This is a genomic window from Pseudomonas sp. Irchel s3a18, from assembly GCF_900187535.1.
Classification (GTDB): domain Bacteria; phylum Pseudomonadota; class Gammaproteobacteria; order Pseudomonadales; family Pseudomonadaceae; genus Aquipseudomonas.
The window spans coordinates 20,071-40,439 of record NZ_FYDV01000013.1; the positions used below are offsets into that span (position 1 = coordinate 20,071).

Consider the following 20,369-nt stretch of genomic DNA (forward strand, 5'->3'; position numbering starts at 1 on the left):
GGCGCCCATCCGTTACCATCGCCGCACGTTTTCGGGCACGCACACAATAAAGAGAGGCCGGGATGTACATCTATCGCTTGGTCCTGCTCCTGGTAGTGGGGATCTATCTGTTCTCCCCCGCCATCATGGACTGGTGGATCGACGCTACTGGCGCCTGGTATCGGCCGTACTTGCTGTGGCTGATCCTGATCGTCGTGACCTTCATCCTGCAGAGCCAAAAAGATGCCGATGAGCTTTAGCCTGACCCAGATGATCCTGATCAGCGCCGCGTACCTGGCGGTGCTGTTCGGCGTTGCCTGGGTCAGTGAGCGCGGAATGATCCCGCGAGCGATCATTCGCCACCCGCTGACCTACACCCTGTCACTGGGTGTGTATGCCAGCGCCTGGGCGTTCTACGGCACGGTAGGCCTGGCCTACCAGTACGGCTATGGTTTTCTCTCCAGCTACCTCGGGGTTTCCGGGGCGTTTCTGCTGGCACCGGTGCTGCTGTACCCGATCCTGAAAATCACCCGCACCTATCAGCTGTCGTCGCTGGCCGACCTGTTTGCGTTTCGCTTTCGCAGCACCTGGGCTGGCGCGCTGACCACGATCTTCATGCTGATTGCGGTGCTGCCCCTGCTTGCCCTGCAGATCCAGGCGGTCGCCGACTCCATCGGCATCCTCACCCGCGAGCCCGTACAGCACCGGGTCGCCTTGAGTTTTTGCGCCCTGATCACCCTGTTCACGATTTTCTTCGGCTCGCGGCACATCGCGACCCGGGAGAAACACGAAGGCCTGGTGTTCGCGATTGCCTTTGAGTCGGTCATCAAGCTGATCGCCATTGGCGGCGTCGGCCTGTATGCCTTGTACGGCGTGTTCGACGGCCCGCAACAGCTGGAGCTGTGGCTGCTGCAAAACCAGACCGCCCTCGCCGCCCTGCACACACCGCTGCAAGAAGGTCCTTGGCGCACCCTGCTGCTGGTGTTCTTCGCCTCGGCCATCGTGATGCCGCACATGTACCACATGACCTTCACCGAAAACCTCAACCCGCGCTCGCTGGTCAGTGCGAGCTGGGGCCTGCCGCTGTTCCTGTTGCTGATGAGCCTGGCCGTGCCGTTGATTCTCTGGGCCGGCCTGAAACTGGGCGCCACCACCAACCCGGAGTACTTCACCCTCGGTATCGGCATCGCCGCCAACAACAAGGCGCTGGCCCTGCTGGCCTATGTCGGCGGGTTGTCGGCCGCCAGCGGCCTGATCATCGTCACCACCCTGGCGCTGTCCGGGATGGCCCTGAACCACCTGGTGCTACCGCTGTACCAGCCACCTGCCGAAGGCAACATCTACCGCTGGCTGAAGTGGACCCGCCGGGCGCTGATCGTCGCGATCATCATGGCCGGTTATGGCTTCTACCTGATGCTGGGTGCCGAGCAAGACCTGGCCAATCTGGGCATCGTCGCGTTCGTCGCCACCCTTCAGTTCCTGCCGGGCGTGCTGTCCGTTCTTTACTGGCCGACCGCCAACCGTCGCGGCTTTATCGCCGGATTGATGGCGGGGGTCCTGGTCTGGCTGGTGACCATGCTGTTGCCGCTGGTGGGCAATCTGCAGGGGTTCTACATACCGCTGCTGAACATGATCTATGTGCTCGACGACACCAGCTGGCACATGGCGGCGATTGCCTCGCTGGCCGCCAACGTACTGATATTCACGCTGGTCTCGCTGTTCACCAACGCCAGCACCGAAGAAGCCAGTGCCGCGGAAGCGTGCGCGGTGGACAACGTGCGCCGTCCGCAGCGCCGCGAACTGCACGCTGCCTCACCCCAGGAGTTCGCCACCCAACTGGCCAAGCCCTTGGGCGCCAAGGCCGCGCAAAAAGAAGTCGAGCAAGCCTTGCGCGACCTGTACCTGCCGTTCGATGAGCGTCGCCCCTACGCACTGCGCCGCTTGCGCGACCGGATCGAAGCCAACCTGTCCGGCCTGATGGGTCCCAGTGTTGCCCAGGACATGGTGGAAACCTTCCTGCCGTACAAGGCCGGCGGCGAAAACTACGTCACCGAGGACATTCACTTCATCGAAAGCCGCCTCGAGGATTACCACTCGCGGCTTACCGGCCTTGCCGCCGAGCTCGATGCCCTGCGCCGTTATCACCGCCAGACCTTGCAAGAACTGCCGATGGGTGTGTGTTCGTTGGCCAAGGACCAGGAAATCCTCATGTGGAACAAAGCCATGGAGGAGCTGACCGGGATTGCCGCGCAGCGCGTGGTCGGTTCACGCCTGAGCACCCTGGGCGAGCCCTGGAAAGAACTGCTGCAAGGCTTCATCAACGTGCCGGACGAACACTTGCACAAACAGCACCTGGCCCTCGATGGCCAGACCCGCTGGCTGAACCTGCACAAAGCGGCGATCGATGAGCCCCTCGCGCCCGGCAACAGCGGCCTGGTGTTGCTGGTCGAGGATTTGACCGAAACCCAGATGCTCGAAGACAAACTGGTGCATTCCGAACGCCTGGCGAGCATCGGTCGCCTGGCCGCCGGCGTGGCCCACGAGATCGGCAACCCGATCACCGGTATCGCCTGCCTGGCGCAGAACCTGCGCGAAGAGCGTGAAGAAGACGGCGAAATCACGGAAATCAGTGGGCAAATCATCGAGCAGACCAAGCGCGTGTCACGCATCGTGCAATCCTTGATGAGCTTCGCCCACGCCGGCAGCCACCAGCACAATGACGAACCGGTCTGCCTGGCCGAAGTGGCCCAGGACGCCATTGGCCTGCTGGCCTTGAACCGACGCAACTTCGAAGTCCAGTTCTTTAACCTGTGCGACCCTGAACACTGGGTCGATGGCGACCCGCAACGGCTCGCCCAGGTCCTGATCAACCTGCTGTCCAACGCCCGTGACGCCTCGCCAGCCGGCAGTGCGGTACGGGTCAAGAGCGAAGCCAGCGAACACACGGTCGATCTGATCGTCGAAGACGAAGGCAGCGGCATACCCTCGAGCATCATGGACCGATTGTTCGAACCCTTCTTCACCACCAAGGATCCTGGCGAAGGCACCGGTCTGGGCCTTGCACTGGTCTATTCCATCGTTGAAGAGCATTATGGACAAATCACCATCGACAGCCCGGCTGACACACAAAGCCAACGCGGCACCCGTATCCGGGTGACCTTACCGCGTCATGTCGAAGCGACGTCCGCTGTGAACTGAGACCGTCGAGAGAATCGAATCAATGCCGCACATTTTGATCGTCGAAGACGAAACCATTATCCGCTCCGCCTTGCGCCGCCTGCTGGAACGTAACCAGTACCAGGTCAGCGAAGCCGGTTCAGTGCAGGAAGCACAAGAACGCTTCAGCATTCCCACGTTCGACCTGATTGTCAGTGACCTGCGCCTGCCGGGCGCACCGGGCACCGAGCTGATCAAGCTGGGCCAGGGCACGCCGGTGCTGATCATGACCAGCTACGCCAGCCTGCGCTCGGCGGTCGACTCGATGAAGATGGGCGCGGTGGACTACATCGCCAAGCCTTTCGACCACGACGAAATGCTCCAGGCCGTCGCACGCATTCTGCGTGACCGACAAACCGCCCAGATCACGACCGGTGAACGCCCGGCTGGCAAAGCGGTCAATGGCAGCGACAAGCCCGGGGTCGACGCCAGCAACGGCGAGATCGGCATCATCGGTTCCTGCCCGCCCATGCAGGACCTGTACGGCAAAATCCGCAAAGTGGCGCCGACGGACTCCAATGTGCTGATCCAGGGTGAATCCGGTACCGGCAAGGAGCTGGTCGCCCGCGCCCTGCACAACTTGTCCAGGCGCGCCAAGGCACCGATGATTTCGGTGAACTGCGCGGCCATTCCGGAAAGCCTGATCGAGTCCGAACTGTTCGGCCACGAGAAAGGCGCCTTTACCGGTGCCAGCGCCGGTCGCGCAGGCCTGGTGGAAGCCGCGGACGGTGGCACCCTGTTCCTCGACGAGATCGGCGAATTGCCACTGGAAGCCCAGGCTCGCTTGCTGCGCGTACTGCAGGAAGGCGAGATCCGCCGCGTCGGTTCGGTTCAATCGCAGAAGGTCGACGTCCGCCTGATCGCGGCGACGCACCGCGACCTCAAGAGCCTGGCCAAGATCGGCCAGTTCCGTGAAGACCTGTATTACCGTCTCCACGTAATCGCCCTGAAACTGCCGGCCTTGCGTGAGCGCGGCGCCGACGTCAACGAAATCGCCAATGCCTTCCTCGCGCGCCAAAGCGCACGGGTCAATCGCAGCGACCTGAAGTTCGCACCCGACGCCGAGCAGGCGATTCGTCACTACAGCTGGCCAGGTAACGTGCGCGAACTGGAGAACGCTGTCGAGCGTGCGGTGATTCTGTGTGAAAGCCCGGAGATTTCTGCCGAGCTGCTGGGCATCGACATCGAGCTCGGTGACCTGGAAGAAGACGAATTCATCGGATTGGCACCGCAACAGGGCAGTGCCACCAACACCAGTCACGAACCCACCGAAGACCTGTCGCTGGAAGACTACTTCCAGCACTTCGTGCTCGAACACCAGGACCACATGACCGAAACCGAGCTGGCTCGCAAACTCGGGGTCAGCCGTAAATGCCTGTGGGAACGTCGCCAGCGCCTGGGTATCCCACGGCGCAAGACCGGTGTAGCCAGCGAGAGCTGAATGTCACCTGTCGAATGTGCAAGTAACACCTGAACATGTGAAAAAACTGTTACCGCAGCTTTTTTCGTAACAGAAGCCGGGGCTTACGGTAACGAAGCCCCGGTTTTTTTTGCCTGAAACAATGCGCAAAACCCTCCTAACCCCTTGTTTTGCTGGGGATCACAAAAGTTGGCACGGCTCCTGCTATATGTCTGGTACAAGAACAATAACAAGCAATGCACAAGACAATAAAAATAAGACGAATCGACTCACGCACAATAAAAACAAGACGGCGAGAGGCGTAGCTAACTGATTCTTTTGGAGAGGCGTTGTATTTGGGGCTTGCCCCACAACCAGGCCGAGAACAACAAAAACTGCCCTAAGGCAGAGCCTGAACTGGTTGGATCACATCGATCATTGCAACACAGCGATCAAAGCAATCCGTTTGCTCTTGGCTCCCGATTGGGAGGGTCATGAAGGGAAAACCTCATGACAAGGGCGCGACACAAAAACAAGAAGCCCGAAACCAATAATAAAAATAGAGCACGCAACTACTTCTTGGGGAGCTTCGGCTCCCCTTGTGGTTTCTGTGGTTTCTGTAGCGTCCGCGATTCACCCCCCTTCCCCCCCTGCGTTTTACCTTTGTCGCCATAGCCTGCAGCTCATATCTGCTGTGTCCTACACCATCCCTCGACTAAATGCTAGAATCCCCGCCCATCATGCGGTCATTCTTCGTTATGGCCGAACATTCCTTCAAACAGTGCATCCCATGCTGAAGAAGCTGTTCCAGTCATTCCGTTCTCCCTTGCGTCGTACGCAACACATTCGTAGCACGCCTGAAGTCCTCAACAGCGGCCAACATTCGCTGCAAAAGGCCCAGTTCAGCCGTTATGCGGTGAACATCGTCGAACGCTTGCAGAACGCCGGGTACCAGGCTTATCTGGTCGGCGGCTGCGTGCGCGACATGCTGCTCAACATCACCCCCAAGGATTTCGACGTCGCCACCAGCGCCACGCCGGAACAGGTCCGCGCCGAGTTTCGCAACGCACGGATCATTGGCCGCCGCTTCAAGCTGGTGCACATCCACTTTGGCCGCGAAATCATCGAGGTCGCGACCTTCCGCGCCAATCACCCGCAAAACGACGAAGAGGAAGACAGCAACCAGTCCTCGCGTAACGAAAGCGGGCGCATTCTGCGCGACAACGTATACGGCACCCTGGAAGAAGACGCGCAACGCCGCGACTTCACCATCAATGCCCTGTATTACGACCCGGTCAGCGAGCGCATTCTCGATTACGCCAACGGCGTACACGACATCCGCAACCGCCTGATCCGCCTGATCGGCGACCCGACCCAGCGCTACCAGGAAGACCCGGTGCGCATGCTGCGAGCCGTGCGCTTTGCCGCCAAGCTCGACTTCGGCATCGAGAAGCACAGCGCCCTGCCGATCCGCGGCCTGGCACCAATGTTGCGCGAGATCCCGTCGGCCCGCTTGTTCGAAGAAGTATTGAAGTTGTTCCTCTCGGGGCATGCGGCCGATACCTTCGAGATGCTGGTCGACCTGCAATTGTTCGATCCCTTGTTCCCGGCCAGCGCCGAAGCACTGGAACACAATCCGACCTATACCCACACCCTGATCAGTGAAGCGCTGATCAACACCGACCTGCGGATCAAGCAGAACAAGCCGGTGACCCCTGCCTTCCTGTTCGCCGCCCTCCTGTGGCCAGCCCTGCCAGCCCGCGTACTGCGCCTGCAGGACCGTGGCATGCCGCCGATTCCGGCGATGCAGGAAGCCGCCCACGAACTGATCAGCGAGCAGTGCCAGCGTATTGCGATTCCCAAGCGCTTCACCCTGCCGATCCGCGAGATCTGGGACATGCAGGAACGCTTGCCACGTCGCAGCGGCAAACGCGCCGATCTGCTGCTGGACAATCCGCGCTTCCGCGCCGGCTACGACTTCCTGCTGCTGCGCGAAAGCGCCGGCGAGCCGACCGACGGCCTGGGCGAGTGGTGGACGGACTATCAGGACGCCAACGAGAGTGAGCGTCGCGACATGATTCGCGACCTCAGCGGCAAGGACGAGGGCGCCAGCGGTGCACCGCGCAAACGTCGCCGCAGCGGTGGCGCCAAGCGCAAACGTGCCGCAGGTAGCACTAACTCGTCAGGCGAGTAAGTCGATGGAACGCATCTACATAGGCATGGGCAGCAACCTCGCAGCCCCCGCTGAACAGTTGCGCAGCGCTGTTGAAGCGCTGGCGCAATTGCCCCGGACAACGCTGGCCGGGGTCTCGACCTTCTATCAGAGTGACTCCTTGCTGCCTGGCCAACCGCGCTATACCAACGCGGTAGCCGCGCTGGACAGCCTGCTGGCGCCGCTTGAACTGCTCGACGCGCTGCAAGCCATCGAAAACGATCAGGGCCGCGAGCGCCTCGAACGCTGGGGGCCGCGCACGCTGGACCTGGATATTCTGCTGTTCGGCGATCGCCTGATCGACGAACCACGCCTCAAGGTGCCCCATTACCACCTGCAGGAACGGGCCTTTGTCCTCTACCCGCTGGCCGAACTGGCGCCCGCCGATCTGCAACTGGCAGATGGCCGTCTGTTACGCGACCTGCTGGCGGCCTGCCCGTTCGTCGGGCTGGAGCGCACCTCCAGTCTGTAGGAGCACTGCCCCTACAGGCCGAGGGTACTGCGACGGTTTCTGCTGAATCGCATCAGTAACGCCGGTAACACCCAGGCAGTAACCTTGCGGTAACACATCCAATTGACTTCCCGAGTTCTCCTCACGACTATAGGCGTCCCGCTGCCGCCAACACGGCACTAAAGGGCGCCATCCAGGCTTTTCAAGCACGACAAAAGACCGTGCGCCTGAGTAAATGAAGAATCACGCGCGTTACTCGCAGTAGTTTTCCAAGCGCCTGAATGAGGATCCTTTACATGCCAGCTATTACCCTCACCACCCTGCAGAGCCTCAAGCAGAAAGGTGAAAAGATCAGCATGCTGACCTGCTATGACGCTACCTTCGCTCACGCCTGCAATGAAGCCGGCGTTGACGTGTTACTGGTGGGCGACTCCCTCGGCATGGTATTGCAGGGACATGACAGCACCCTGCCCGTGACCACCGCCGAAATGGCGTACCACGTCGCGGCAGTCAAGCGCGGTAACACCGATGCCTTGATCCTCGCGGACCTGCCGTTCATGGCCTATGCCACCAATGAGCAAGCCATGGTCAACAGCGCCCTGTTGATGCAGGCCGGCGCGCACATGGTCAAAGTCGAAGGCGCGTTGTGGCTGGCCGACTCGATTCGCCTGCTGGCCGAACGCGGTATTCCAGTCTGTGCCCACATGGGGCTGACCCCACAGTCGGTGAACATTCTGGGCGGCTATAAAGTCCAGGGCCGCAATGAAAACCAGGCACGGCAGATGCGTGCCGACGCCATCGCGCTGGAACAGGCCGGCGCGGCGATGCTGCTGCTCGAATGCGTACCGAGCGAGCTGGCCGCAGAAATCACCCAGGCCGTGAAGATCCCCGTGATCGGCATCGGTGCCGGCAACGCCACCGACGGCCAGGTCCTGGTCCTGCACGACATGCTGGGCTTGTCGCTCACCGGTCGCGCGCCCAAGTTCGTGAAAAACTTCATGGCAGGCCAGAACAGCATCCAGGCGGCCCTGAGCGCCTACGTCAGCGAAGTCAAAGCCGCGACCTTCCCGGGCGCTGAACACGGATTCTCGGCATGAACACCGTCAAGACCGTACGCGAACTGCGTGCCGCCGTAGCCCGCGCCCGCAGCGAAGGCAAACGCATCGGCTTCGTGCCAACCATGGGCAACCTGCACAGCGGTCACGTTGCACTGGTGACCAAGGCCGCCCAGCGGGTGGATTTCGTGGTGGCGAGCATTTTCGTCAACCCGCTGCAGTTCGGCGCTGGCGAAGACCTCGACAAGTACCCGCGAACCCTCGCCGCCGACCAGGAGCAACTGCTCCAGGCTGGCTGCCACCTGCTGTTCGCGCCAAGCGTCGAAGAAATGTACCCAGACGGCATGGCCGGCCAGACCCGCGTCAGCGTTCCACAGCTGGCTGAAGGCCTGTGCGGCGCCAGCCGTCCCGGGCATTTCGAAGGCGTGGCGACCGTGGTCAGCAAACTGTTCAACATGGTCCAGCCGGACCTGGCGGTCTTCGGTCAGAAAGACTACCAGCAGCTGGCGGTGATTCGTGCCCTGGTTCATGACCTGAACATGCCGATCCAGATCATCGGCGAACCGACCGTACGGGCCGCCGATGGCTTGGCGCTGTCTTCGCGCAATGGCTTCCTCAGCCAAGAGCAACGTACCGTCGCGCCCGTGGTGTATCGCACGCTGAGTGAAATCGCCGAGGCCATCAAGCACGGTGAACGGGATTACCCGGCACTGCTGGCCGGGAAAGTCGAGCAGTTGCAGGCCGCCGGTTTGCGCCCTGACTACCTGGAAATCCGCCATGGGCTGACCCTGCGTCCGGCCACGGCGCAGGATCGCGACCTGGTCATTCTGGTGGCCGCCTTCCTGGGCACCACCCGACTGATCGACAACCTGCACCTGAACCTCGACTTACCTGCCTGAACACGGCAAGACAACGGTGGGATGTACCCGTGCCAAGGGGGCCGCGCGCCCTCCTGGCACAACGCACCCGCTGTATTGCCGGCCGCAAAGGCTTCGGGCAAACTGCCCGCCGTTCGGATCAGCCCAAGGAATCACTCATGCACGCCATCATGCTCAAGGCCAAGCTCCATCGCGCCGAAGTTACCCACGCTGTGCTCGACTACGAAGGCTCTTGCGCCATCGACGGCGAGTGGCTGGACTTGTCCGGGATCCGTGAATACGAACAGATCCAGATCTACAACGTCGACAACGGCGAGCGCTTCACCACCTACGCCATTCGTGGCGAAGAAGGCTCGCGCATGATCTCGGTCAACGGTGCCGCGGCGCACAAGGCCAAGGTCGGCGACCGGGTGATCATCTGCGCCTACGCGCATTACAGCGAAGCCGAGCTGCTGGATTTCAAGCCACGCATGCTCTACATGGCGCCAGGCAATGAACTGAGCCACACCAGCAACGCCATCCCGGTCCAGGTCGCCTGAACCCTCCCCCGTACTCTGCACACAGAAAATCCGTCCGACACTCCGATACGCCGGTACAAAATGGTACCGGTCGCGGGTCGGACAACGCCAAGACAGATCTTGCGCCAAGGTTTACTGTTAGCGCCCTGCACTATTTAATCGTTTATTCGCAGTTTGACCGGACAATGCCTGCCTTCGGACAGCACATTCCGGGTTTTTCAGTGTCCTAAAGGCAGTTCAAGTAAAAGGAAACCCGCAGCGATGGCGTATTACCGCACTCCTCAAGACGTTACCGCTCTGCCAGCCTGGCAGGCGCTGAATGATCACCGCCAGGCCATGCAGGATTTCAGCATGCGCGAAGCGTTCAATGCCGATCCGCAGCGTTTCACGCAATTCACCCTCAGCAGCTGTGGATTGTTTCTGGATTATTCGAAAAACCTGATCACCGCCGAAACGCGCAACCTGCTGGTGGGCCTGGCGAACGAAGTAGGCCTGCAGGACGCGATCAAGGCATTGTTCAGCGGCGAGATCGTCAACGCCTCCGAAGGCCGTCCGGCCCTGCACACCGCCCTGCGTCGCCCGGTGGGCGACAAGTTGTCGGTCAACGGCGTCAACGTGATGCCGGACGTGCACAAGGTACTGAACCAGATCACCGATCTGGTCGGCCGCATTCATGACGGTCTGTGGCGTGGCTACACCGAGAAGCCGATCACCGACGTGGTGAACATCGGCATCGGTGGCTCGTTCCTCGGCCCCGAACTGGTCTCCGAAGCGCTGCTGTCCTACGCCCAGAAAGGCGTGCGCTGCCACTACCTGGCGAACATCGACGGCAGTGAATTCCACGAGCTGACCCTGAAGCTGCGGGCCGAGACCACGCTGTTCATTGTTTCCTCAAAGTCTTTCAATACCCTCGAAACCCTGAAAAACGCCCAGGCCGCACGTGCCTGGTACCTGGCTCAGGGTGGCTCGGAAGCCGAGCTGTATCGCCACTTCATCGCCGTATCGAGCAACAACGCCGCCGCCGTGGCCTTCGGTATCCGCGAAGAGAACATCTTCCCGATGTGGGACTGGGTCGGCGGGCGTTACTCGCTGTGGTCGGCCATCGGCCTGCCGATTGCCCTGGCCATTGGCATGTCCAACTTCAAGGAACTGCTGTCCGGCGCCTACACCATGGACCAGCACTTCCAGACGGCTCCGTTCGAACAGAACATGCCGGTGCTGATGGCCTTGCTGGGTGTGTGGTACGGCAATTTCTGGGGCGCGCAAAGTCACGCGATCCTGCCGTACGACCACTACCTGCGCAACATCACCAAGCACTTGCAGCAACTGGACATGGAATCCAACGGCAAGAGCGTGCGCCAGGACGGCACACCGGTCTCCACCGATACCGGTCCGGTGATCTGGGGTGGCGTGGGCTGCAACGGCCAGCACGCCTATCACCAGTTGCTGCACCAGGGCACCCAGTTGATCCCGGCTGACTTCATTGTGCCTATCGTCAGCTTCAACCCGGTGTCCGACCACCACCAGTGGCTGTATGCCAACTGCCTGTCGCAAAGCCAGGCCCTGATGCTGGGCAAAACCCGCAGCGAGGCCGAAGCAGAACTGCGTGACAAGGGCATGAGCGACGCCGACGTGCAGAAACTGGCCGCACACAAGGTGATCCCGGGCAACCGTCCGAGCAACACCCTGGTGCTTGAGCGCATCAGCCCGCGCCGCCTGGGTGCGCTGGTGGCCCTGTATGAGCACAAGGTGTTTGTGCAAAGCGTGGTCTGGGGCATCAATGCCTTTGACCAGTGGGGCGTGGAATTGGGCAAAGAACTGGGTAAAGGCGTCTACAACCGTCTGGTGGGCAGCGACGAAGCGCCTGCCGATGATGCGTCCACCCAAGGCCTGATCAACTACTTCCGTGGTCGTCACCGCGGCTGATCCAGCGCCGAACCCTGTGGGAGAGAGCCGGGCGGCGTTCCGCCTGCTCGCTCCCACACTGGATCCATGTACAACTTGAACCCGATAGTCACTCGGCGCATCTTTATTCCTTGTCGCAAAACAAGAATAAGGAGCCGTCATGTTCGATATCAGCACCTTCCCCATCGCCGATGCCGTCCGCCGGGCTGCACAGCTGAGTCAGGACGACTATCAGCGCCTGTACCGCCAATCCATCGAGCAACCCGACACCTTCTGGGCCGAACAGGCCAGGCGCTTCCTCGACTGGACCAGCCCCTGGCAAACCGTTCAGCAATCAGACATCAGGACCGGCAAGGCCCAGTGGTTCGCCGGCGGCCAGCTTAACGTCAGCTACAACTGCATTGACCGCCACCTGGCCAAACGCAGCGAACAGACCGCGATCATCTGGGAAGGCGACGATCCGGCCGAATCGGTGCATATCACCTACCAGAAACTGCATCACTGCGTTTGCCGCCTGGCCAACGTGCTGAAAAGCCGTGGCGTGAAGAAAGGCGACCGGGTGTGCATCTACATGCCGATGATCCCGGAGGCCGCCTATGCCATGCTCGCCTGCGCGCGCATTGGCGCGGTACATTCAGTCGTCTTCGGCGGGTTTTCTCCCGACTCCCTGCGCGACCGGATCCTTGATGCCGATTGCCGCACCGTGATTACCGCTGACGAAGGGGTGCGTGGCGGTAAATATGTACCGCTCAAACAGAACGTCGATAACGCCCTGCTCAGTTGCCCGGCGGTCAGCACCGTCATCGTGGTTGAACGCACCCAGCGCGAGGTCAATTGGGTCGAGGGGCGCGACCTCTGGTATCACCAGGCGCTGCGCGATGTCAGCGGCCATTGCCCGCCCGAGCCGATGGACGCCGAAGACCCGCTGTTCATCCTCTACACCTCCGGCAGCACCGGCAAACCCAAGGGAGTGCTGCACACCACCGGTGGTTACCTGCTGCAAGCGGCGATGACGTTCAAGTACGTGCTCGACTACCGCGACGGTGAAGTGTTCTGGTGCACCGCCGACGTTGGCTGGGTCACGGGGCACAGCTACATCGTCTACGGCCCGCTGGCCAACGGTGCCACCACGTTGATCTTCGAAGGCGTGCCGAGCTACCCGAGTACCTCGCGCTTCTGGCAAGTCATCGACAAGCACAAAGTGAACATCTTCTACACCGCCCCGACCGCCCTGCGCGCATTGATGCGTGAAGGCCCTGAGCCGTTGAAAGAAACTTCCCGCGCCAGCCTCAGACTGCTCGGCACCGTCGGTGAGCCGATCAACCCGGAAGCCTGGGAGTGGTACTTCAATGCGGTGGGCGAGCAGCGTTGTCCGATCGTCGATACCTGGTGGCAGACCGAAACCGGCGGCATCATGCTCAGCCCCTTGGTCAGCACACAGCGGATCAAACCCGGCTGCGCGACCCAGCCGATGTTCGGCGTGCAACCGGTGCTGCTCGACGAGCAAGGCAAGGAAATCAGCGGCCCCGGCAGCGGCGTGCTGGCGTTGAAATCCAGCTGGCCGGCGCAGATCCGTAGCGTCTATGGCGACCCGCAACGGATGGTCGATACCTATTTCAAACCTTACCCCGGCTACTATTTCACCGGCGACGGTGCCCGCCGCGACGAGGATGGCGATTACTGGATCACCGGACGCATCGATGACGTGATCAACGTTTCCGGCCACCGCATCGGCACGGCCGAGGTCGAAAGCGCGCTGGTGCTGCACGACAGCATCGCCGAAGCCGCGGTGGTCGGTTACCCCCACGATGTCAAAGGCCAGGGCATCTATGCCTTCGTCACCCCGATGAACGGCACCGAACCGGACGAGGCCCTGAAAAAAGAACTGCTGGCCTACGTCAGCAAGGAAATCGGCAGTTTCGCCAAACCGGACCTGATCCAGTGGGCGCCAGCCTTGCCGAAAACCCGCTCGGGCAAGATCATGCGGCGTATCCTGCGCAAGATCGCCTGCAATGAGCTCGACAGCCTCGGCGACACCTCGACCCTGGCCGATCCAAGCGTGGTCGAGGGGTTGATCGACAAGCGCCTGAACCAGTAATCCACGCGCGGCCAGCAATGGTCGCGCCTTCTTTCTATCACTGAGTCGCCATGGAATTCATTCGTACCCGCATCGAAACCCAGATCATGAGCCTGAGCGGTCTTTCCCTGGGCAAACTCGACCTGGAGAACCCCAAGGGCGACCCCGGCCTCTTCGGTCCCGACTCGGTCAGCTGGCAGGTACACGGTGATTTCAGCAGCATGCTCATCGGCGGCATCAGTGCCTTGATGCTGCAGGCCCTGCACCCACTGGCCCTGGCCGGCGTCTGGGATCACTCGAACTTTCGCGAGGACATGCTCGGCCGCCTGCGCCGCACCGGGCAATTCATCTCCGGCACCACCTTCGGCTCGCGACAGGACGCCGACTGGCTGATCGAGAAAGTCCGTACCATTCACCTGCAAGTGACCGGCACCGCGCCCGATGGCCGACCCTACGCCGCCAGCGATCCCGACCTGCTGACCTGGGTGCATGTGGCCGAGGTCAGCAACTTCCTCGCCGCCCATTTGCGTTATCGCAACCCACAGCTTTCAGCCGCTGACCAGGACCGCTACTACGCTGAAATCGCCTTGATCGCCGAGCGCCTGGGCGCCCGCGATGTACCGCGCTCGCGCCGCGAAGTCGCCGACTACCTTGAACGAATCCGCCCGCAGTTATTGTGCGATGAACGCAGCCGCGAGGTGTTGCGCCTGCTGTTGAACGCCCCGTCCCCCAGCCGTCTGGCCAAGCCCTTTGGCGGGCTGATGATGCAGGCCGGGATCGACCTGCTGCCTGATTGGGCCAGTACCATGCTGGGTGTCAGTCAGAGCCCCATCCAGCGCAAGCTGATACGCGCCAGCGTCAACCGCAGCGCGCCGATGCTGCGCTGGGCCGTGCGCAACGGTTCGATACAACGGGCCAGGCGGAGAATGGGCCTGTCAGGCTGAGCCCTTGACCCATCAGCCGGGGTACTTTCAGATCGATCCCGGCCGTAGATTTTACGGGCGCTGCTCGCCCGAACGGGAGCAAGCTCCCTCGCCACAGGGGAACGATCAGCGACAAGTGCTTCAGCGTCCAAGCTGTTAAACTCTCGCGCCAAATTCCCCAGCAAGGCGCTTCGCATGTCTTCCTTGAATCAGGCGCTGCGCGCCGCCCTCGATCATCGCCAAGACTTGCTCGCCGAACTGCACGCGCAAGGCACGGACTGCTACCGCCTGTTCCATGGCAGCCAGGAAGGCGCTGGCGGCCTGACCATCGACCGTTACGGCCCGCAACTGCTGGTGCAAAGTTTTCACCAGTCGCTGGAGCGCGAAACGCTGTTGCAACTGCACGAAGCCATCAATCAACACCTGGGCCTCGACTTGCTGCTGGTCTATAACGACCGTTCCCGGGGCAACTCGCGGATCGACCGTGAAGACACGGTTTATCGTGCCGACGAAGCCGCCCTTGCCGACCAGATCGGCCACGAATGGGGTCTGAACTACCGAGTTCGCGGCCGCCATGCCGGGCAGGACCCTCTGTTGTTTCTCGACCTGCGCAACGCCCGTGGCTGGGTCAAGGAACACAGTGCCGGCAAAAGCGTACTGAACCTGTTTGCCTACACCTGCGGCGTTGGCCTGAGCGCCGCGGCCGGCGGTGCGCGTGAAGTGTGCAACCTGGATTTCGCCGAGGGTAATCTGGCGGTCGGCCGTGAGAACGGCCTGCTCAATCCGCAACTGCCCACCATGCAGTTCGTGCAGTCCGACTACTTTCCAGCCATCCGCCAGCTCGCCGGCTTGCCCATCAGCCAGCGGCGCGGGCAAAAGCTGCCCAGCTACCCGCGCCTGGAGCAACGCCAATATGACCTGGTGCTGCTCGACCCGCCGGCATGGGCCAAAAGCGCATTCGGCACGGTTGACCTGCTGCGCGACTATCAGAGCCTGCTCAAACCGGCCTTGCTGGCCACGGCCGAAGATGGTGTGCTGATCTGCTGCAACAACCTGGCAAAAGTCAGCATGGACGATTGGCGCGAGCAGGTGCTGCGCTGCGCGGAAAAAGCCGGGCGCCCCGTGCGCGACTGGAAGGTGCTGACACCGGGTAGCGACTTTCCATCAATGGACCAGCAACCACCGCTCAAGACCCTGATTTTGCAGCTGTGAAATCCCCGGCAAAATCTGAACATTGCTGATCAAGGTCATTGCTTTGGAACCAGAGTCGCATGCCATACTCCAAGGCACTTCCGATTCAGACAGATGAAGCCACACATGCCCAAAGGATTGATTCGCGCCATCGGCGCCTTGTTGACTGCTCTGGCCCTCTACAGCTTGCTGGGTTTTCTGATTTTGCCGGGCATCGCCCTGCGGGTCGCCAATCAGCAATTGGCCCACTACGCAACGGTGCCCGCGAGCATCCAGCGGATCGAACTCAACCCCTTCAGCCTTGAGCTGACCGTGTGGGGCTTGAACATCGGGGAACCCGGCAACGAGCAAGTCGGGTTCGAGCGTTTGTACGCCGACCTGCAACTCGACAGCCTCTGGACCCGCGCTGTGCACCTGGCTGACGTGCAACTGGACAAGCCGAAGACCGCGCTCCTGTTCAGCAAGGACGGCGGCCTGAACCTCACCCAACTGTTCAAGTTGCCGGTCAGTGAGCCGACACCCGCCGACCCGGATGCCCAGCCTTTTCCGCTGCGCATCGACCGCATCGACCTGAACCGCGGCTATGTGCACTTCCAGGATCTGCGCCCCAGCGAGCCGATCGAGTTCATCTACGACAAACTTGATTTCGAGCTCAAACACCTCAGTACCCTGCCCGACGACAACGCCGACATGAATCTGGTTGCCATCGGCCCGGCGGGGGGCAAGGTGGAGTGGACCGGCAACATCAGCCTGGTGCCCATCGCCTCGCAAGGCAACCTGAAAATCACCGACGGCAAGATGAAGTCCTTCTGGCCCTATGTCCGAGATGCGCTGCCGCTGGTCCTTGAAGACGGCGTCCTCAGCCTGAGCACCGACTACACGCTCAACCTGGCCAAGGAAACCGAGTTGCTGCTGAGCAATGCCTCGGTCAATGTCGCCCCCTTTGCCATGAAGACTCCGGATGGTCGACCGCTGGTGCGCCTGGAGCGCCTGGACGTCAGTGAAACCACCGTCGACCTGGCCAAACAGCAAGTGGTCGTTGGCAAGATCCGCAGCCAGAAACTCGAAACCTGGGCCGCCCGCGAAGCCGATGGCCAACTCGACTGGCAGAAACTCTTTGCCAGTCAACCGGCCAAGCCTGCGGTAAAAGCCCAGGCCAGCAGCGCTCCGGCGACCGTCGACGCACCGGCACCCGCAGCAACACCGGAGCCTGTCGCGCCGAGCAAACCCTGGCAGGTGCTGCTCAAGGATGTTGAGTTGCGCAACTATCAGGTGCATCTGGCCGATCGCCAGGCAACACCTGCGGTCGCGCTGGAACTGGGCCCGCTGAACCTGGACCTGAAGAACTTCGATAGCCTCAATGGCTCGCCCTTTACCCTCAAGCTCGACACCGGCCTGGGCAAGCAAGGCAAGCTGATGGCTGAGGGCGAGGTCAACCTGGCGCCCATCAGCGCTCAGCTCAAGGTCAAGACCCAGGACATCGACCTGCGTGTCGCCCAGTCCTACATCAACCCGTTCATTCTCCTGGAACTGCGTTCCGGGATGCTCGGCAGCGACCTGGCCGTCAACCTGAAAAGCACTGAGCCCCTGGCGTTCAACGTCACCGGCAAGGCCCAGGTCGATCAGTTGCACACCCTCGACACCTTGAAGTCCCGCGACTTTCTCAAATGGCAGAAAGTCATGGTCGAAGGTCTGAACTACCAGCATGGCGACAGCCTGTCGATCGACCGGATCAACCTGCAGCAACCCTATGCGCGCTTCATGATCAACGAAGACCGCACCACCAACATCGATGACCTGCTGATCCCGCAACCGGCCGACAGCGGCGCCAAGACCGGCGCGGCGAAACCCGCCGCGAGCAAGGACAAGCCGCTGGGCATCCACATCGGCGGCATTGCGATCAACGACGGCTCGGCCAACTTCGCCGACTTCAGCCTGACGCCCAACTTCGCCACCGCCATCCAGCAACTCAACGGCCAGATCGGCACCATCGACAGTCGCCAGGCCAAACCTGCCAGCGTTGACGTCAAAGGCAAGGTGGACCGCTACGCCCCGGTGACCATCAAGGGTAGCGTCAACCCGTTCGACCCGATGGCGGCACTGGATATTGCCACCAGTTTCAAACGGGTCGAACTGACCACCCTGACGCCCTACTCCGGCAAATTCGCCGGCTACCGGATCCGCAAGGGCCGGCTCAACCTCGACCTGCATTACCTGATCACCAAGGGCCAGCTCAAGGCAGAGAACAAAGTGGTGGTCGAACAGCTGGAACTGGGTGAGAAAGTCGACAGCCCGGACGCCGTGAGCCTGCCGCTGAAACTGGCGGTCGCCCTGCTCAAGGATGTCGACGGCAAGATCTCCATCGAACTTCCAGTCACCGGCGACCTGAACAACCCACAATTCAGCGTGATGCCGATTGTCTGGCAAACCCTGCGCAACCTGATCGTGAAGGCCGCCGCAGCCCCCTTCAAGCTCATCGGCGGGCTGGTTGCCGGTGGCGGTTCCGAGGACCTGGGCACCGTTTCGTTCGCACCAGGTTCCAGCGAGCTGAGCAAAGACGCCGAAGGCGCACTGGTCAAACTGGCCAGCGCACTCAAGGAACGCCCGGCCCTGCGCTTGGAAATCGAAGGCACCGCCGCACAAAGCAGCGACGGCCCATTGATTGCCGAGCAACGACTGGAGCGCGAGTACCAGTACACTTACTACAAAATACTCCAGCGTCGCGGCGACAAAGTGCCCGCCCAGGCCTCATTGCTGGAAGTCCCCGAGAGTGAAAAAACGCCACTGCTGGAAGGCATTTACCGCATCCGTCTGAAAACCCAGCCACCGGCCGAATGGAAGGATCTGGGCAAGGAAGAGCGTGCGGCGAAAATGCGTGAAGGGGTGATCAACTTCTGGGCTTCCAGCGACGTGCTCTTGCGCCAACTGGGCCAGGACCGCGCCAGCAGCATCAAGGACTACCTGGTGGACAAAGGCCAACTGGCCGATGACCGGGTGTACTTCATTGATGCCAACCTGGGTCAGGCCCAGAGCGATGGCCGGGTCATCACACCGATGCATCTGGACGCCGAGTAAGGGCACCGGCTCAGTGCCCCTCCCCAAAAGAACAGGCCCCGACATGCATGCCGGGGCCTGTAATGAGCACAGCCTGTGGGCTGAGAGTTGCGACAAGCGTATGGCTCGGCCCGCTTGTCGCGTCTTCTCCCGGTCCAGGCGAGAAGCCTTGCCTGTTACTGGGTTTTCAGGCCGTCAGCCGATACGGCCATGACGCCCTTGATGCTCTTGGTGATGTTCACCGCGGTGGTTTTCTGGGCGGCGGTGAGTGCGACAGTCGAGGACAATGACACGACCCCCTTGTTGGTTTCGACTTTGATGTCGGTGCCCGGAATGCCTTTCTCGGTGATCAGATCGCTTTTGACTTTGGTCGTGATCCAGGTATCGGAAGTAGCTTCGGCAGCTTTATCCATCTCTCCGGCCGCCAGCGTCATGGGTGACTGGGTGGTTTGAGTGGTCTGCGCAAAAGCAGCGTTGGCCATGGTCAGGGTCAGAGCGGTAGCCGTTGCAGCAGCGATAGCGAACTTCTTCATACGAGTAACTCCTGTTAACCAGAAAGTCTGCTGTGTGCATTCCCAGCAGGGTTAACAAGGATAGTGCGAAGGTTGTGCCAACGCCTGATCAACAGTTAAAACCTTATAAATCAATTAGTTACAAAAAATCCAACACCCCCGAAATCATGCAATTTGCATGACCCGGGTATTCTCGACATGCAAGTTGCCGGTTTTATCGCAGGACCAAGACCATGAACCCGTCGAAGTCTCATGTTCCCATCGCCCCTTCAAAAATGCCTCGTCATTTCAGGCAAGGCATCTCGAAAAACGCTCAGGCACTCAGGTGTCGCTGGCGGTACAGCCTTTAGGTGAATAGTCCGACCCAACCGTGGTCACGCAGGTCCAGCCACCGTCTTGCGTACGCGACAGGGTGATGGTTTTACTCAGCACCGCCCCCGGCGCACTGACAATCGTGCAGCCGATACTGCCAGCGCCAGTGGATGCGGTACCTGAAGCGGTGATGGCGCAGTTACTGGTGCTGGCCCGACCACCGAGCCGCTCCAGTGTCGGGTCATCGCCCTGGTTGATCACGTCCTCAAAGGGCACCTTCAGTGCCGAAATCTCGGCCAGCCCGGCAGTGACCTTGGTACGCGCCTGATACTTGGAGTACATCGGCAAGGCGACGGTCGCCAGGATGCCAATGATCGCTACCACGACGAGCAATTCGATAAGGGTAAAACCGTTTTGTTGCTTCATACATCTAGCCCCCCTGCATGAGCTGAAATCTCATGATCCGGGCTGGTCGAAGCACAGCACATGCCAACCCCTACGCCCTGTGTTTGATGGGGTCCCGCTCGTCCGCTGCCGCTCAACGGCTCTGAAAAACCGCACTAACTGACACTATTTGTCACCTCAGAGCACCCACGCCTCGCCGTCCGTTGGCTAGGCTTGCGAATCAATGACCAACTCAAGGAAGGCCGCCACGGGAACGCATCCGTCGTTTCAGGATCTACGAAC

Annotated in this window: 15 protein-coding genes; 13 read left to right on the forward strand and 2 right to left on the reverse strand. The window is 61.1% G+C overall.

Translation table 11 applies throughout. The annotated features are described in order from the left end of the window. The first annotated feature begins 62 nt into the window (after nucleotides 1–62). The 13 genes from CKW29_RS17735 to CKW29_RS17795 all read left to right on the forward strand — a co-directional run bounded on the left by CKW29_RS17735 (nucleotide 63) and on the right by CKW29_RS17795 (nucleotide 18,879). Complete coding sequence (locus CKW29_RS17735; protein WP_003176118.1) at nucleotides 63–239, forward strand: hypothetical protein; 177 nt, start codon at nucleotides 63–65, stop codon at nucleotides 237–239. Then, nucleotides 223–3,177, forward strand: coding sequence for a sensor histidine kinase (locus tag CKW29_RS17740; RefSeq protein ID WP_176465321.1), 2,955 nt, complete (start codon nucleotides 223–225; stop codon nucleotides 3,175–3,177). Before CKW29_RS17735 ends, CKW29_RS17740 begins: the two co-directional genes overlap by 17 nt. A 22-nt stretch (nucleotides 3,178–3,199) precedes the next feature. Then, nucleotides 3,200–4,636, forward strand: coding sequence for a sigma-54 dependent transcriptional regulator (locus tag CKW29_RS17745; protein WP_095145515.1), 1,437 nt, complete (start codon nucleotides 3,200–3,202; stop codon nucleotides 4,634–4,636). Nucleotides 4,637–5,384: 748 nt separating this feature from the next. Further along, nucleotides 5,385–6,788 (forward strand): polynucleotide adenylyltransferase PcnB, encoded by a 1,404-nt coding sequence (locus CKW29_RS17750; protein WP_095145514.1) that lies wholly within the window; start codon nucleotides 5,385–5,387, stop codon nucleotides 6,786–6,788. 4 nt (nucleotides 6,789–6,792) lie between these two features. Beyond that, the gene (gene folK, locus CKW29_RS17755) at nucleotides 6,793–7,278 is read left to right on the forward strand and encodes a 2-amino-4-hydroxy-6-hydroxymethyldihydropteridine diphosphokinase (RefSeq protein WP_095145513.1); all 486 of its coding nucleotides are present in this window, start codon (nucleotides 6,793–6,795) and stop codon (nucleotides 7,276–7,278) included. A 275-nt stretch (nucleotides 7,279–7,553) separates the two neighbouring features. After that, nucleotides 7,554–8,354 (forward strand): 3-methyl-2-oxobutanoate hydroxymethyltransferase, encoded by an 801-nt coding sequence (gene panB / locus CKW29_RS17760; protein ID WP_095145512.1) that lies wholly within the window; start codon nucleotides 7,554–7,556, stop codon nucleotides 8,352–8,354. Next, the gene (gene panC / locus CKW29_RS17765; protein ID WP_095145511.1) at nucleotides 8,351–9,211 is read left to right on the forward strand and encodes a pantoate--beta-alanine ligase; all 861 of its coding nucleotides are present in this window, start codon (nucleotides 8,351–8,353) and stop codon (nucleotides 9,209–9,211) included. The genes panB and panC overlap by 4 nt, the downstream gene beginning before the upstream one ends. A gap of 137 nt (nucleotides 9,212–9,348) precedes the next feature. Next, on the forward strand, nucleotides 9,349–9,729 hold the full coding sequence (panD, locus tag CKW29_RS17770) for an aspartate 1-decarboxylase (RefSeq protein ID WP_095145510.1): 381 nt from the start codon (nucleotides 9,349–9,351) through the stop codon (nucleotides 9,727–9,729). 240 nt (nucleotides 9,730–9,969) lie between these two features. Then, a complete protein-coding gene (gene pgi, locus CKW29_RS17775) occupies nucleotides 9,970–11,634 on the forward strand; it encodes a glucose-6-phosphate isomerase (protein WP_095145509.1) in 1,665 nt (554 codons plus the stop codon). 139 nt (nucleotides 11,635–11,773) lie between these two features. Beyond that, the gene (gene acs, locus CKW29_RS17780; protein WP_095148904.1) at nucleotides 11,774–13,711 is read left to right on the forward strand and encodes an acetate--CoA ligase; all 1,938 of its coding nucleotides are present in this window, start codon (nucleotides 11,774–11,776) and stop codon (nucleotides 13,709–13,711) included. A 50-nt stretch (nucleotides 13,712–13,761) separates the two neighbouring features. Beyond that, entirely contained in the window at nucleotides 13,762–14,634 is an 873-nt protein-coding gene (locus tag CKW29_RS17785) for an oxygenase MpaB family protein (protein WP_095148905.1), read from the forward strand. A gap of 174 nt (nucleotides 14,635–14,808) precedes the next feature. Continuing rightward, on the forward strand, nucleotides 14,809–15,825 hold the full coding sequence (locus CKW29_RS17790) for a class I SAM-dependent rRNA methyltransferase (RefSeq protein WP_095145506.1): 1,017 nt from the start codon (nucleotides 14,809–14,811) through the stop codon (nucleotides 15,823–15,825). A gap of 93 nt (nucleotides 15,826–15,918) precedes the next feature. Then, nucleotides 15,919–18,879: a DUF748 domain-containing protein gene (locus CKW29_RS17795; RefSeq protein ID WP_095145505.1), complete on the forward strand. Its 2,961-nt coding sequence runs from the start codon at nucleotides 15,919–15,921 to the stop codon at nucleotides 18,877–18,879. Between the two features lie 155 nt (nucleotides 18,880–19,034). Here the strand turns inward: CKW29_RS17795 and CKW29_RS17800 are convergent, their stop codons facing one another. After that, nucleotides 19,035–19,391 (reverse strand): BON domain-containing protein, encoded by a 357-nt coding sequence (locus tag CKW29_RS17800; protein ID WP_095080816.1) that lies wholly within the window; start codon nucleotides 19,389–19,391, stop codon nucleotides 19,035–19,037. A 300-nt stretch (nucleotides 19,392–19,691) separates the two neighbouring features. After that, a complete protein-coding gene (locus CKW29_RS17805) occupies nucleotides 19,692–20,108 on the reverse strand; it encodes a pilin (RefSeq protein WP_095145504.1) in 417 nt (138 codons plus the stop codon). Nucleotides 20,109–20,369: the final 261 nt, after the last annotated feature.